We start from the raw sequence: 14,023 nt of genomic DNA on the forward strand, positions 1-14,023 counted from the left end.
GTGGGCGGATTGCAACTGCGCCGCGGCTCGGGCACAACAGGACATCTTTTCTACCGGGGGCGCGCGGGCGTGATCGAACTGGATAATGTGGCCTACAGCTACGGCGGCGGAGAGCTGCTGAGCGGGCTCACGCTGCGGCTGGCGCCCGGGTCCTTCCATTTCCTGACCGGCCCCTCCGGGTCGGGCAAGACCACCTTGCTCAAACTCTGCTACGGCGCGCTGGTTCCGACCGCGGGCCACGCGCGGCTCTTCGGCGAGGACGTGCGGCGCATGGACCGGGATGCCATCGCGCTCAGTCGCCGCCGCATCGGGGTGGTGCACCAGGATTGCCAGTTTCTCGATCACCTCTCGGTGGCCGAGAATGTCGCGCTGCCGCTCACCGTGGCGGGCGAGGGCGGTCAGGAGCTGGAGCAGAACCTGATCGAGCTGATGACCTGGGTCGGGCTGAAGAGCCGCGCCGACGCCTTGCCGCCGGAGCTCTCGGGCGGCGAGCGGCAGCGCGCGGCGCTGGCGCGCGCGGTGATCATGTCGCCAGAGGTGATCCTCGCGGATGAGCCCACCGGCAACGTCGACTGGGAAATGTCGCAGCGGCTGTTGCGGCTGCTGGTCGAGCTGAACCGCATGGGCAAGACCATCCTCATCGCCACACACGATCTTGGCCTCATCCGCTCGGCCAAGAGCCAGGTGCAGGCCCGGGTGCTGCGCATCTCGAACCGCAAGCTGCAGTCGGCGGGGGCGGACCTGTGAGGCTGATCCGCGATTCCCTCGGGGCCTTCACCGGCTCCGACACCGGCGCCGACCGGGTGGTGCCACCCACGGGCTTCACCGCCTCGCTCACGCTTTTTGCCGCCGGGGCCATGGCCTTCCTTGCGGTCTTCGCGCTGGCGCTGTCGCTGGCCGCCGGGCGGCTTGCCACGAGCTGGGGCGAGGAGCTGGCGCGCGCCTCGACGCTGCGCATCTCGGCCCCGGCCGGGCAGCAGGCGCAGCAGACCGAGGCGGCGCTGCGGCTGCTGGCGCAGACACCGGGCGTGGCCTCGGCGCGGGCGCTGTCCGAAGACGAGCAGCAGGCGCTGCTGGAGCCCTGGTTCGGGCCAGACCTGCCGCTTGCCGACCTGCCGGTGCCGCAGCTGATCGAGATCATCGAGGAAGGCGAAGGTTTTGACGGCGCGGGGCTGCGGCTCAGGCTGCAGGCCGAGGTGCCAGGCGCGGTGCTCGACGATCACACCCGCTGGCGCCGCCCGCTGGTCGCGGCGGCCAGCAAGCTGCGGCTGCTCGGCGCGGTGTCGATCCTGCTGATCGCCGGGGCGGTGGCCGCGATGGTGACGCTGGCGGCCAATGCCGCGCTGGCGGCCAATGCGCAGGTCATCGCGGTGTTGCGGCTGGTGGGAGCGACGGACGGCTTCATCGCCCGCGCCTTTGTGCGGCGGTTCACCCTGCGCGCGCTGGGCGGGGCGGCAGCCGGTGCCCTGGTGGCCTCGGGCGCGCTGCTGCTGATGCCCTCGGCTGGCGAGACCGCGGGCTTCCTGACCGGGCTGTCCTTCGTGGGCTGGCACTGGATCTTCCCGCTGCTGGTGCCGCTGCTGACCGCCGCGGTGGCCTTCGCGGCAACGGCAATAGCGGCGCGGCGGGTGCTGGGAGACTTGAGATAATGCGATACGCCATCCAATGGGCCCGTTCGCTGCTCTTTGTCGGGCAGGTCTACCTGGCGATGGGGGTGATCGGGCTGCTGTTCTTTCCCTGGGCGCTCTTCTCGGACCGCGGCGCGCGCTGGGTCTGCAAGTCCTGGTGCCAATGGGTGCGCTGGACCGCCGGCTGGATGGTCGGGCTGAAGAGCGAGATCCGCGGCGAGGTTCCCTCGGGTGAGCTGCTCATCGCCGCCAAGCACCAGAGCTTCTTCGACATCATCCTGCTGTTCGGCGCGGTGCCCGCGGGCAAGTTCGTGATGAAGCGCGAGCTGCTTTTCACCCCGGTGCTCGGGCAATACGCCACGCGCATCGGCTGCATCCCGGTGAACCGCGGCAAGCGCGGCGCGGCGATCTCGAAGATGGTCGCCGACGTGAAGAAGAGTGCCGAGGAGCATCCCGGCCAGCTTATCATCTATCCGCAGGGAACCCGCGTGCCGCCGGGCACGAAGCTGCCCTACAAGGTCGGCACGGCGATCCTTTACGGCCAGAGCGGCGAGGCCTGCGTGCCGGTGGCGACCAATGTCGGCGTGTTCTGGCCCAAGCGCGGCATCTACCGCAAGCCGGGCACCGCGGTGATCGAATTCCTGCCGGTGATCGAGCCCGGCATGCCGAGCAAGGTCTTCCTCGCGAAGATCGAGGCGGATGTGGAGGCGGCCTCGAACCGCCTGATGGCGGAGGCCGGGTTCCATGCGGAAGATTGACAGCATCGAAGCGCTGGAAGCGCTCTACGGCACGGCGGCCGGGGCATCGATCGACAAGGTGGTGCGGCGCATGACGCCGCTCTATCGCAAGTGGATCGAAGGCTCGAAGCTTTGCGTGCTGAGCACCGTGGGACCGGCGGGCACCGATGCCTCGCCGCGCGGCGATGATGGCCCGGTGGTGCTGGAGATCGACCCCGGCACGCTGGCGATGCCCGACTGGCGCGGCAACAACCGGCTCGACTCTCTGCGCAACGTGGTCGAGGACGGGCGGGTGTCGCTGATGTTCTTCGTGCCCGGTAGCAACAACGTGGTGCGGGTGAACGGCACGGGCTGGCTCACGGATGATGCGGAGATGCGCGGGCGCTTTGCCAAGGACGGAAAGCGCCCAGCGACCGTGCTGATCATCGAGATCGCCGAGATCTACACGCAATGCGCGCGGGCGCTGGTGCGCGCCGGAACATGGCGCGCCGGGGATGAGAGCGCCGGGCTGCCGACCATCGGCCAGTTCCTCGCCGAGGCGACGCAGGGTGCCACAGACGGCGAGGCCTATGACCGCGAATGGCCCGAGCGCGCCGCGAAGAGCCTGTGGTGAGCTTCTGACGGTTTCGTGATCCGCCGCCGCCGACGGATCTTCGTCGTCCCTGCGTGAGAGCTTTAACAAGGTTCAGACGCAAAGGACTTCGAGCATGCCTGATTTCATCGAGCGCCCCAGCCGCCGTGCCCTTCTGACCGGGCTGGCGGTTTCCCCGATCGCCGTGGCCGGGATCGGCTCCTTCTCCGGCACCGCCCGCGCGCAGGCGCAGTCCGCCGGGCTGATCACGCCGAACGTCTGCATGGTCATGCCCGAGGTGACCGAGGGACCCTATTACCTCGATGAAGACCTGGTCAGGGCCGACATCACGGAGGATCGCGAGGGGGTGCCGATGCGGCTGCGGCTGCAGGTGGTGACCGCCGATTGCACCCCGGTGGAGGGCGCACGGGTGGATGTCTGGCATTGCGACGCGCTCGGCAACTATTCAGGCTATGCCACGCAGGGCAGCGACGGCACCAATGACACCAGCGATTTGACCTTCCTGCGCGGTACGCAGGCCACGGGCACCGACGGGGTGGCCGAGTTTCGCACCATCTATCCCGGCTGGTACCGGGGCCGGACCACCCACGTGCACTACAAGGTCTTTCTCGACGAACGCACGGTGCTGACCAGCCAGATCTTCTTTCCCGATGCGCTGAGCCAGTATCTCTTCCAGTCGGTGAGCCCGTACAACGAGCGCAGCGGTGCCGAGCGCGACACGATGAACACCAACGACGGTATCGCCAAGCAGGCGGGCGAGGGGGCCTACGCCTCGATCCGCGAGCAGTATGAGTACTATGACGCGGCGCTGGTGGTGGGGATCGACCCCGAGGCGACCTCGAGCGAGGGCATGGGCGCGGGCGGCCCCGCCGGGGGTCCGCCGCCGTCCGGAGAGCGCCCGGACGGCCCGCCGCCGGATGGCATGGGCGGCGCGCAGGAGGGGGAAGCCGCCGAGGTCTTCATCCCCGGCCGCACCGCGACGGACTGAGGCAAATCTCTTCGAAGAGATTTGCAAGAGCCTTCCAAGGCTCTTGGCGGGCGGGTCCGAACGGAGCCGCCCGTCCTCTTTCAGCGGTCGAGCGCGCCCTTTCCCGCGAGGATTTTCGGGCGGAGCTTCTCGATCCGCGCCGTGCGTGTCTCGGACTTCTTCGCGCCACCGATCTGGATCGCGTGGCTTTTCTGCCGTCCCGGTGTCAGCGCGTGGAAGGCTTCGGCCAGTTCCGGGTCGGCGTCGAGCGCGGCAAGCAGCTCCTCGGGCAGTTCGAGCTCGGCCTCCTCCTTCGGAGGCATGAGACCCTGTTCGGCATATCCCTTCGCCTCGGTGAGATAGGCTGCGAGCGTGGGACGCAGCTCTGCGACCCGCGCGGCCGAGGAGAAGCGGATCACGTTCGGATGGCGGGTGTTGCTTCCCTGTCGCTCCAGCACGCCCTCGGGGTCGGTCATCAGCGCGGGGTTGAAAAAGCCTAGCGTGAACGCGCCGCGAAAGGCGCCGATCAGCGCGACGTTGCGCTCGCCCTGCATGTAGACGGGATGCCCCCATTTCGCGGTTTCCCGAAGACCCGAGGCAAGGCAGATCGCACGCAATTCGGCCAGACCCTCGGCCCAGAGCCGGGTGGCGCAGTCCGGCGTGTCAAAGCGCGCGCAGCGTCCGCAGCCGAGGCGGAAGTAGTCGTCGACATCGGTGATCATGTTGGCTCCCGGCGGTGGCTTCTGAAGAGCCTAGCCTGGTGACGCTTGCCTGGCGAGGGGGACGGCGGCCCACATCTTGAGAATGCCGCTGCCGCCTCTCGCGTCGGACGTATCTCCGGTCGGCATCGGTCGCGTTTCGTTGCGAAGTGCGGGGACACTCTCGGCGCTGGTGGCCCCTCAGGCGATCAGCTTCCTGCGCATTGCAGCCGGGCAAACGAAAAGACCCCCGGAGCGTCGCTCCGGGGGTCCATGTCTTGCGGTGCAAGTGGGATCAGGCGTGGATCGCGCCGTCGCCGCAGGCCAGCGCCGCCTCGCGCACCGCTTCCGAGAAGGTCGGGTGGGCGTGGCAGGTCAGCGCGACGTCCTCGGCGGAGGCGCCGAATTCCATCGCCACGCAGATCTCGTGGATGAGATCCCCGGCCGACGGGCCGATGATGTGGCAGCCCAGAACGCGGTCGGTTTCCTTGTCGACGATCAGCTTGACGAAGCCGTCGCCGGCGAAGACGGCCTTGGCGCGGCCGTTGCCCATGAAGGAGAACTTGCCGACCTTGTAGGCGCGGCCCTCTTCCTTGAGCTGCTGCTCGGTCTTGCCGACCGAGGCGACCTCGGGGTGGGTGTAGATCACGCCCGGGATGACGTCGTAGTTCACGTGGCCCGCCTTGCCGGCGATGACCTCGGCGCAGGCCATGCCCTCGTCCTCGGCCTTGTGGGCCAGCATCGGGCCCTCGATGGCGTCGCCGATGGCATAGATGCCCTTCACCGCGGTCTGCCAGTGGCCGTCGGTCTCGATCTGGCCGCGCTTGGTCAGCTTCACGCCGAGCGCATCGAGGCCGAGCCCGTCGGTGTAGGGCGCGCGGCCGGTGGCGCAGAGCACCACGTCCGCCTCGGTGCTGTGCTCGCTCTCGTCCTTGCGCAGCTTGTAGGTCACCGTGGCCTTGCCGCCCTTGGTCTCGACCTTGGAGACGGCCGCGCCCATGGTGAACTTCAGGCCCTGCTTGGTGAGCATCTTCTGGAAGGTCTTCTGCACCTCGGCGTCCATCCCGGGGGTGATGGCGTCGAGGAATTCGATCACCTCGACCTCGGTGCCGAGACGCGCGTAGACCGAGCCCATCTCGAGCCCGATCACGCCGGCGCCGATGACGACCATCTTCTTGGGGATCTTGCCAAGCTCCAGCGCGCCGGTGGAGGTGACGACGATCTTCTCGTCGACCTCGACCTCGGCGCCCGGCACGGAGGCGGGCACGGAGCCGGTGGCGATGATGATGTTCTTGGCCTCATGGACCTCGTCACCGACCTTGACCTTGCCGGCCCCGGGGATCGAGCCCCAGCCTTTCAGCCAGTCGACCTTGTTCTTCTTGAACAGGAACTCGATGCCCTTGGTGTTCTGGCCGATCACGTCGTCCTTGTAGGCGAGCATCTGCTTCCAGTCGACCTTGGGCGCGGCGCCCTTGAGGCCCATCTTGGCGAAGTTGTGCTCTGCCTCGTGCAGCTGGTGCGAGGCGTGCAGCAGCGCCTTCGAGGGGATGCAGCCCACGTTCAGGCAGGTGCCGCCGAGGGTTTCGCGGCCCTCGACGCAGGCGGTCTTCAGGCCGAGCTGGGCGCAGCGGATGGCGGCCACGTAGCCGCCCGGTCCGGCGCCGATCACGATGACGTCGTATTGTGCCATTGGGGTCTCCTATCGGGTCTTTCTGGGGGCACGGGGCATGCACGGGGCATGCGCATCCCGCGCATAGGGGAAAGCAGGGCGGGGAGCGGCGCAGAGGGGGCTCTGCCCCCGTCTGCCAGCGGCAGACTCCCCCGGGATACTTGGGCCTAGAAGAAGGCTCATGGGATCAGGGTCATGGGAACAGCACCAGCAGCAGCATCAGGGCTGTCGCGAGGTAGCCCGCGAACCAGATCAGCGAGCGCCAGGGCGCCCAGCCGAAGAGATAGGCAGGCACATAGGCGACGCGCGCGACGAGGTAGAGCAGCGCGCAGACCGCGGTCAGGCTGTTGCCCTGATCGGTGTAGCTGACGAGGAAGACCGCAATGGCAAAGAGCAGCAGCCCCTCGAAATGGTTGTTCATCGCCCGCTGGGCGCGGCCCGCGCGGCCGGTCAGGCTGCGGCCCTCGTCACGCGGCGAGGCGGCGTAGCGCGGGCCGACCTGGCGTTGCGCAAGCACCGAGAAGAGCGCCATCTGGGCAAGCTGCAGCAGGGTCGCGAGGGTCAGTGCAAGGAGTTCCGGCGTCATGCGGTGCTCAGCATGTGGGACGCGGAGGGCCCGTGACCCAGCGATTGTTCCTGGCCGAGCCAGGCCTGTGCCTTCTCGACGTCATTGACGGAGAAGAGCGCCCAGTGCGCGGTGCTGCCCTCGAGCCAGAGCTGGAGCAGGGTGAGCCCGGCATTGGCGCGGGTTTCCGCCTCGGCGTCGAAGCGGCTGCGATCGAAACTGTCGAAACGGAGCAGAAGCTGGTGGCTCATCTTGCCCTCCCTTCGGGGTGTCGCGGGACGCTGGAGCGCCCCGCCCGACTGTCCGGGCGGGGCAGGTCTGTCATGCGGGGCACGGGGCCCCGGCGTGCGGGATCAGAGATCCATCAGCAGGCGGCGCGGATCCTCGAGGGCTTCCTTGACGCGGACCAGGAAGGTCACGGCGCCCTTGCCGTCGACGATGCGGTGATCGTAGCTCAGCGCCAGGTACATCATCGGGCGGATTTCCACCTTGCCGTTGATCGCCATCGGGCGGTCCTGGATCTTGTGCATGCCGAGGATGCCCGACTGCGGGGGGTTCAGGATCGGCGAGGACATCAGCGAGCCGTAGACACCACCGTTGGAGATGGTGAAGGTGCCGCCCTGCATCTCGGCCATCGAGAGCTTGCCGTCACGGGCGCGCTTGCCCTTCTCGTTGATCTCTTTCTCGATCTCGGCGAAGGACTTCTGGTCCACGTCGCGCAGCACCGGAACCACGAGGCCCTGCGGCGTGCCGGCGGCGATGCCCATGTGCACGAAGTTCTTGTAGACCACGTCGGTGCCGTCGATCTCGGCGTTGACCTCGGGGACTTCCTTCAGGGCGTGCACGCAGGCCTTGGTGAAGAAGGACATGAAGCCGAGGCGCACGCCATGCTTCTTCTCGAAGAGGTCCTTGTACTGGCTGCGCAGCGCCATCACCTCGGTCATGTCCACCTCGTTGTAGGTGGTCAGCATGGCCGCGGTGTTCTGCGCGTCCTTGAGGCGCTTGGCGATGGTCTGGCGCAGGCGGGTCATCTTGACGCGCTCTTCGCGGGCGGCGTCCTCGGCGGCCACCGGGGCGCGCGGTGCTGCGGAGGGCGCGGCAGCGGCCGGGGCCGACTTGGCAGCGGCGAGCGCGGCGGAGACATCATGCTTCATGATGCGGCCGTCCTTGCCGGAGCCGGTGACCTGATCGCGGTTGAGGCCGGCCTCGGCCATCGCCTTCTTGGCGGCGGGGGCGTCCTCGACGTCTTTGCCATCTGCGGCCGGAGCGGCTGCCGGGGCTGCCGCGGGGGCGTCGGCCGGAGCTGCGACGGCACCTGCGCCGCCGAGCACGGCGAGCTGGCCGCCGGCCTGAACGGTGGCACCTTCCTCGGCGAGGATCGCGGTCAGCGTGCCGGATGCCGGCGCGGGGACCTCGACCGAGACCTTGTCGGTCTCGAGCTCGCAGAGCATCTCGTCGGCGGCGACGGTGTCACCGACCTTCTTGAACCAGGTGGCGACGGTGGCTTCGGAGACGGATTCGCCCAGCGTGGGGACCATCACCTTGACCTCTTCGCCGCCCGAGGAGGCGGGTGCTTCGGCGGCCTTGGCCGAGGGGCGTTCCTCGACCTGCTCGGCGCCGGCTTCGCCCGCGGGGGCGACATTGGCGAGCAGGGCGTCGACGCCCACGGTGTCGCCTTCCTTGGCCACGATGTCGGCGAGCACGCCGGCGACCGGGGAGGGGACCTCGACGGTCACCTTGTCGGTCTCGAGCTCGCAGAGCATCTCGTCCACGGCGACGGCGTCACCGGGCTTCTTGAACCAGGTGGCCACCGTGGCTTCGGTCACGGATTCACCCAGCGTGGGGACGCGCACTTCGGTCGTCATCGCTTCATTTCCCTTCGATGGTCAGCGCTTCGTTCACAAGCGCCTCTTGCTGTGCCTTGTGCTGGCTGGCCAGACCCGTTGCGGGCGAGGCCGAGGTGGCGCGACCGACGTAGACCGGCCGCTTGTGCGTGGCGTCGATACGCCCCAGCACCCATTCGATGTTGGGCTCGATAAAGGTCCAGGCGCCCTGGTTCTTGGGCTCTTCCTGGCACCAGACCATCTCGGCGCCCTTGAAGCGTTCCAGCTCCTTGACCAGCGAGATCGCCGGGAAGGGGTAGAACTGCTCGATCCGCAGCAGGTAAACATCTTCGATGCCGCGGGCGTCGCGCTCTTCGAGCAGGTCGTAGTAGACCTTGCCCGAGCACATCACGACGCGCTTGATCTTGTCGTCCGACACCAGCTTGGTTGCGCTCTCGCCCGATTCCGCGCTGTCCCAGAGGACGCGGTGGAACGAGGAGCCGGTGACGAAGTCCTTCGCCTCGGAGACCGCCAGCTTGTGACGCAGGAGCGATTTCGGCGTCATCAGGATCAGCGGCTTGCGGTAGCTGCGGTGCAGCTGGCGGCGCAGGATGTGGAAGTAGTTCGCCGGGGTCGAGCAGTTCGCCACGATCCAGTTGTCCTGGCCGCACATCTGCAGGAAGCGCTCGAGGCGTGCCGAGCTGTGCTCGGGGCCCTGGCCCTCGAAGCCGTGCGGCAGCAGGCAGACGAGGCCCGACATCCGCAGCCACTTCGATTCACCCGACGAGATGAACTGGTCGAACATGATCTGCGCGCCGTTGGCGAAGTCGCCGAACTGCGCTTCCCACAGGACGAGCGAGTTGGGCTCGGCCAGCGAGTAGCCGTATTCGAAGCCCGAGACCGCGTATTCCGAGAGCGCCGAGTCGATGACCTCGTAGCGGGCCTGGCCCTCGCGGATGTTGTTGAGCGGGTAGTAGCGCTCTTCGTTGTCCTGGTTGATCAGGCCGGAGTGGCGCTGCGAGAAGGTGCCGCGGGTGCTGTCCTGGCCCGCCAGGCGCACCGGGAAGCCCTCGGTCAGCAGCGAGCCGAAGGCCATCGCCTCGCCGGTCGCCCAGTCGAAGCCCTTGCCGGTCTCGAACATCTGGCTGCGCGCCTCGAGGAAGCGGCCCACGGTCTTGTGCAGCGGGAAGCCTTCGGGAACGGTGGTCAGCCCCTTGCCGACATCGGCCATGGTTTCCGGCGCGATCGCCGTCTCGCCGCGCTGGTAGTTGCCTTCCTTTTGCGCGTCGAGGTGCGACCAGCGGCCGTCGAGCCAGTCGGCCTTGTTCGGCTTGTAGGTCTTGCCGGCCTCGAATTCCTCGTTGAGGTGCGCCTGGAAGGCGGCCTTCATGTCCTCGATCTCGCCCTCGGGGATGAGACCGTCCTTGACGAGGCGATCGGTGTAGAGCGTCAGCGTGGTCTTCTGCTGCTTGATCTTCTTGTACATGATCGGGTTGGTGAACATGGGCTCGTCGCCCTCGTTGTGACCGAACCGGCGGTAGCAGAACATGTCGATGACCGCGTCCTTGCCGAACTTCTGGCGGAACTCGATCGCCACCTTGGCGGCGTGCACCACGGCCTCGGGGTCATCACCGTTGACGTGGAAGATCGGTGCCTCGACCACCAGCGCGTTGTCGGTGGGGTAGGGCGAGGAGCGCGAGAAGTGCGGCGCGGTGGTGAAGCCGATCTGGTTGTTCACCACGATGTGGATGGTGCCGCCGGTGCGGTGGCCGCGCAGGCCCGAGAGCGCGAAGCACTCGGCCACGACGCCCTGACCGGCGAAGGCCGCGTCGCCGTGCAGCAGCACGGGCAGGACCTGGGTGCGCTCGGTGTCGCCGAGCTGATCCTGCTTGGCGCGGACCTTGCCCAGAACCACCGGGTTCACCGCCTCGAGGTGCGAGGGGTTGGCGGTCAGCGACAGGTGCACCTTGTTGCCGTCGAACTCGCGGTCCGAGGAGGCGCCGAGGTGGTATTTCACGTCGCCCGAACCGTCCACGTCATCGGGCTTGAACGAGCCGCCCTGGAATTCGTTGAAGATCGCGCGGTAGGGCTTCTGCAGCACGTTGGCGAGCACCGACAGGCGGCCGCGGTGCGGCATGCCGAAGACGATCTCCTTGATGCCGAGGCTGCCGCCGCGCTTGATGATCTGCTCCATCGCGGGGATCAGCGACTCGCCGCCGTCGAGGCCGAAGCGCTTGGTGCCCATGTACTTGACGTGCAGGAACTTCTCGAAGCCCTCGGCTTCCACCATCTTGTTGAGGATCGCCTTGCGGCCCTCACGGGTGAATTTCACTTCCTTGCCGTAGCCCTCGATGCGCTCCTTGAGCCAGGCCGACTGCTCGGGGTCCGAGATGTGCATGTACTGCAGCGCGAAGGTGCCGCAGTAGGTACGCTTCAGCACACCCATGATCTCGCGCATCGACGCGACCTGCAGGCCGAGCACGTTGTCGATGAAGATCGGGCGGTCCATATCGGCCTCGGTGAAGCCGTAGGCCTTGGGGTCGAGCTCGGGGTGCGCGTCGCGGCCGTGCAGGCCCAGCGGGTCGAGATCGGCGGCGAGGTGGCCGCGGATGCGGTGCGCGCGGATGATCATCAGCGCGCGGATCGAGTCGAGCACGGCGCGCTTGATCTGGTCGTCGGTGACGGCAACGCCCTTTTCGGCGGCCTTCTCGGCGATCTTCTTGCCGGCGCCCTTCGCCTCGGCGGCGGGCATCATCGGCCATTCGCCGGTGAGCGCCGCGGTCAGGTCGTCGCTCGGGGTCGGCGGCCAGTCGGCGCGTTCCCAGGAGGCGCCCTGCGCCTCGGCCTTCACGCTGGTCTCGTCGTCGCCGAGCTGTTTGAAGAATTCGCTCCATGCCTCGTCCACGGCGGAGGGGTCGTTGGCATAGCGGGCGTACATCTGTTCGAGATATTCCGCGTTCGCGCCCTGCATGAAGCTGAGGGCGTGGAACTGGTCATTCGAGCCTTGATCCGTCATCGTGCGCATTCCTTTCTGACCGATCTTTGAAGCAGCAGGAGGGGGGCCTTTCGGAAAGGCCCCCGTCATGATGCTCCGGGTAGGTTTCGGGCCGGAACCCTGAAGGGGCGCGCGGGGCGGGCGATGCCGCCCCGCGAAGTGTTATTTAGCCCTTGATGGCTTTCATGACAGCTTCACCAAGCGTCGCCGGGCTGTCCGCCACCACGATACCGGCGGATTTCATCGCCTCGATCTTGGATTCGGCGTCGCCCTTGCCACCGGCGACGATCGCGCCGGCGTGGCCCATGCGGCGTCCCGGAGGAGCGGTGCGGCCCGCGATGAAACCGGCGGTCGGCTTCCAGCGGCCTTTTTTCTTCTGCTCCTTGAGGAACTCTGCGGCTTCCTCTTCGGCCGAGCCACCGATCTCGCCAATCATGATGATCGACTGGGTTTCCGGATCGTCGAGGAACATGTCCAGCACGTCGATGTGCTCGGTGCCCTTGATGGGGTCGCCGCCGATGCCGACGGCCGACGACTGGCCGAGGCCCATGTCGGTGGTCTGCTTCACGGCTTCATAGGTCAGCGTGCCGGAGCGCGAGACCACGCCGACCGAGCCACGCTTGTGGATGTGGCCGGGCATGATGCCGATCTTGCAGGCGTCGGGGGTGATGACACCGGGGCAGTTCGGGCCGATCAGGCGCGACTTGCTGTTCACCAGCGCGCGCTTCACCTTCATCATGTCGAGGACGGGGATGCCCTCGGTGATGCAGATGATCAGCTCGATCTCGGCGTCGATGGCTTCGAGGATCGAATCCGCTGCGAAGGGCGGCGGCACGTAGATCACCGAGGCGTTGGCTTCGGTCACGTGCTTGGCTTCGTGGACCGAGTTGAACACGGGCAGGCCGAGGTGCTCCTGGCCGCCTTTGCCGGGGGTCACGCCGCCGACCATCTTGGTGCCGTAGGCGATCGCCTGCTCGGTGTGGAAGGTGCCCTGCGAGCCGGTCAGGCCCTGACAGATGACTTTGGTGTTTTCGTTAACGAGGACTGCCATTGTGGCGTTCTCCTGATTGTCGCTGCGGCGGGCGCAGCCTGAATTCCGGGGAGGGAGCGCCGGGGCGCCCCCAAATACGTCAGCCCTTGACCGCTTTCACGATCTTCTCGGCACCGTCGGAGAGGTTGTCGGCAGCGATCACGTCCAGGCCGGACTCGTTGATGATCTTCTTGCCAAGTTCCACGTTGGTGCCTTCGAGGCGGACGACGAGCGGAACCTGCAGGCCCACTTCCTTCACCGCGGCGATGACGCCCTCGGCGATGACGTCGCAGCGCATGATGCCGCCGAAGATGTTGACGAGGATGCCCTTCACGTTCTTGTCGGACGTGATGATCTTGAACGCCTCGGTCACCTTCTCCTTGGTCGCGCCGCCACCCACGTCGAGGAAGTTGGCAGGCTCTGCGCCGTAGAGCTTGATGATGTCCATGGTCGCCATGGCGAGGCCCGCGCCGTTCACCATGCAGCCGATCTCACCATCGAGGGCGATGTAGTTGAGGTCGTACTTGGAGGCTTCGAGTTCCTTGGCGTCTTCCTCGGTCTCGTCGCGCAGGTTGGCGATATCGGGCTGGCGGTACATCGCGTTGCCGTCGAAGCCGAGCTTCGCGTCGAGCACCTTGAGGTTGCCGCCGGGCATGAGGATCAGCGGGTTGATCTCCAGCATCTCCATGTCCTTCTCGATGAAGGCCTTGTAGAGCTGGCCCATCAGCTTGACGCACTGCTTCATGGCAGCGCCTTCGAGGCCGAGCGAGAAGGCGACGCGGCGGCCGTGGAACGGCTGGTAGCCGGTGGCCGGGTCGACGGAGAACGACAGGATCTTCTCGGGGGTCGAGGCTGCGACTTCCTCGATGTCCATGCCGCCCTCGGTGGAGCAGACGAAGGACACGCGCGAGGTGACGCGGTCGACCAGCAGGGCGAGATAGAGTTCGCGCTCGATGTCCGAGCCGTCTTCGATGTAGATGCGGTTGACTTGCTTGCCGGCCGGGCCGGTCTGGTGGGTCACCAGCGTCTTGCCGAGCATCTTCTTGGCTTCTTCAGCCGCCTCTTCCACCGATTTGGCCAGACGGACGCCGCCCTTCTCGCCAGCTTCGGCTTCCTTGAACTTGCCCTTGCCGCGGCCACCTGCGTGGATCTGCGCCTTGACGACCCAGAGCGGGCCATCGAGCTCGCCGGCAGCGGACTTGGCTTCGTTGGCGCTGAGCACGACACGGCCGTCCGAAACCGGGCAGCCGTATTCGCGCAGGAGCGCTTTCGCCTGATATTCATGGATGTTCATGGAAGACTCTTCCCGTCTTGCTGCG

General features: G+C 67.1%; 13 protein-coding genes. 5 read left to right on the forward strand and 8 right to left on the reverse strand.

From position 1 onward, the window contains the following. Positions 1 to 69: 69 nt before the first annotated feature. The 5 genes from IQ782_RS19580 to IQ782_RS19600 all read left to right on the forward strand — a co-directional run bounded on the left by IQ782_RS19580 (position 70) and on the right by IQ782_RS19600 (position 3,945). Positions 70 to 747, forward strand: coding sequence for an ATP-binding cassette domain-containing protein (locus tag IQ782_RS19580; protein WP_194136358.1), 678 nt, complete (start codon positions 70 to 72; stop codon positions 745 to 747). After that, a complete protein-coding gene (locus IQ782_RS19585; RefSeq protein WP_194136359.1) occupies positions 744 to 1,649 on the forward strand; it encodes an FtsX-like permease family protein in 906 nt (301 codons plus the stop codon). Before IQ782_RS19580 ends, IQ782_RS19585 begins: the two co-directional genes overlap by 4 nt. After that, on the forward strand, positions 1,649 to 2,386 hold the full coding sequence (locus IQ782_RS19590; protein ID WP_194136360.1) for a lysophospholipid acyltransferase family protein: 738 nt from the start codon (positions 1,649 to 1,651) through the stop codon (positions 2,384 to 2,386). Before IQ782_RS19585 ends, IQ782_RS19590 begins: the two co-directional genes overlap by 1 nt. After that, entirely contained in the window at positions 2,373 to 2,978 is a 606-nt protein-coding gene (locus IQ782_RS19595; RefSeq protein ID WP_194136361.1) for a pyridoxamine 5'-phosphate oxidase family protein, read from the forward strand. The genes IQ782_RS19590 and IQ782_RS19595 overlap by 14 nt, the downstream gene beginning before the upstream one ends. Positions 2,979 to 3,072: 94 nt before the next feature. Further along, positions 3,073 to 3,945 carry an intradiol ring-cleavage dioxygenase gene (locus IQ782_RS19600; RefSeq protein WP_194136362.1) on the forward strand — a complete coding sequence of 291 codons (873 nt, stop codon included), beginning with the start codon at positions 3,073 to 3,075 and terminating at the stop codon, positions 3,943 to 3,945. 80 nt (positions 3,946 to 4,025) lie between these two features. Here IQ782_RS19600 and IQ782_RS19605 read toward each other — a convergent pair whose 3' ends face one another. From IQ782_RS19605 to sucC, 8 genes are all read right to left on the reverse strand, one after another. Then, on the reverse strand, positions 4,026 to 4,646 hold the full coding sequence (locus tag IQ782_RS19605) for a YdeI/OmpD-associated family protein (RefSeq protein WP_194136363.1): 621 nt from the start codon (positions 4,644 to 4,646) through the stop codon (positions 4,026 to 4,028). A gap of 271 nt (positions 4,647 to 4,917) precedes the next feature. Next, entirely contained in the window at positions 4,918 to 6,312 is a 1,395-nt protein-coding gene (gene lpdA / locus IQ782_RS19610; protein WP_194136364.1) for a dihydrolipoyl dehydrogenase, read from the reverse strand. Positions 6,313 to 6,484: 172 nt separating this feature from the next. Then, the gene (locus tag IQ782_RS19615) at positions 6,485 to 6,877 is read right to left on the reverse strand and encodes an MAPEG family protein (RefSeq protein WP_194136365.1); all 393 of its coding nucleotides are present in this window, start codon (positions 6,875 to 6,877) and stop codon (positions 6,485 to 6,487) included. After that, on the reverse strand, positions 6,874 to 7,107 hold the full coding sequence (locus tag IQ782_RS19620; protein WP_194136366.1) for a hypothetical protein: 234 nt from the start codon (positions 7,105 to 7,107) through the stop codon (positions 6,874 to 6,876). Before IQ782_RS19620 ends, IQ782_RS19615 begins: the two co-directional genes overlap by 4 nt. A gap of 102 nt (positions 7,108 to 7,209) precedes the next feature. Continuing rightward, positions 7,210 to 8,721 carry a 2-oxoglutarate dehydrogenase complex dihydrolipoyllysine-residue succinyltransferase gene (gene odhB, locus IQ782_RS19625; RefSeq protein ID WP_194136367.1) on the reverse strand — a complete coding sequence of 504 codons (1,512 nt, stop codon included), beginning with the start codon at positions 8,719 to 8,721 and terminating at the stop codon, positions 7,210 to 7,212. 4 nt (positions 8,722 to 8,725) lie between these two features. Continuing rightward, the gene (locus IQ782_RS19630) at positions 8,726 to 11,695 is read right to left on the reverse strand and encodes a 2-oxoglutarate dehydrogenase E1 component (protein WP_194136368.1); all 2,970 of its coding nucleotides are present in this window, start codon (positions 11,693 to 11,695) and stop codon (positions 8,726 to 8,728) included. 145 nt (positions 11,696 to 11,840) lie between these two features. Next, entirely contained in the window at positions 11,841 to 12,725 is an 885-nt protein-coding gene (gene sucD / locus IQ782_RS19635; protein WP_194136369.1) for a succinate--CoA ligase subunit alpha, read from the reverse strand. A 79-nt stretch (positions 12,726 to 12,804) separates the two neighbouring features. Then, a complete protein-coding gene (gene sucC / locus IQ782_RS19640; RefSeq protein ID WP_194136370.1) occupies positions 12,805 to 13,998 on the reverse strand; it encodes an ADP-forming succinate--CoA ligase subunit beta in 1,194 nt (397 codons plus the stop codon). Positions 13,999 to 14,023 lie beyond the last annotated feature (25 nt).

The sequence above is a fragment of the Salipiger mangrovisoli genome (assembly GCF_015223355.1).
Classification (GTDB): Bacteria; Pseudomonadota; Alphaproteobacteria; order Rhodobacterales; family Rhodobacteraceae; genus Salipiger; species Salipiger mangrovisoli.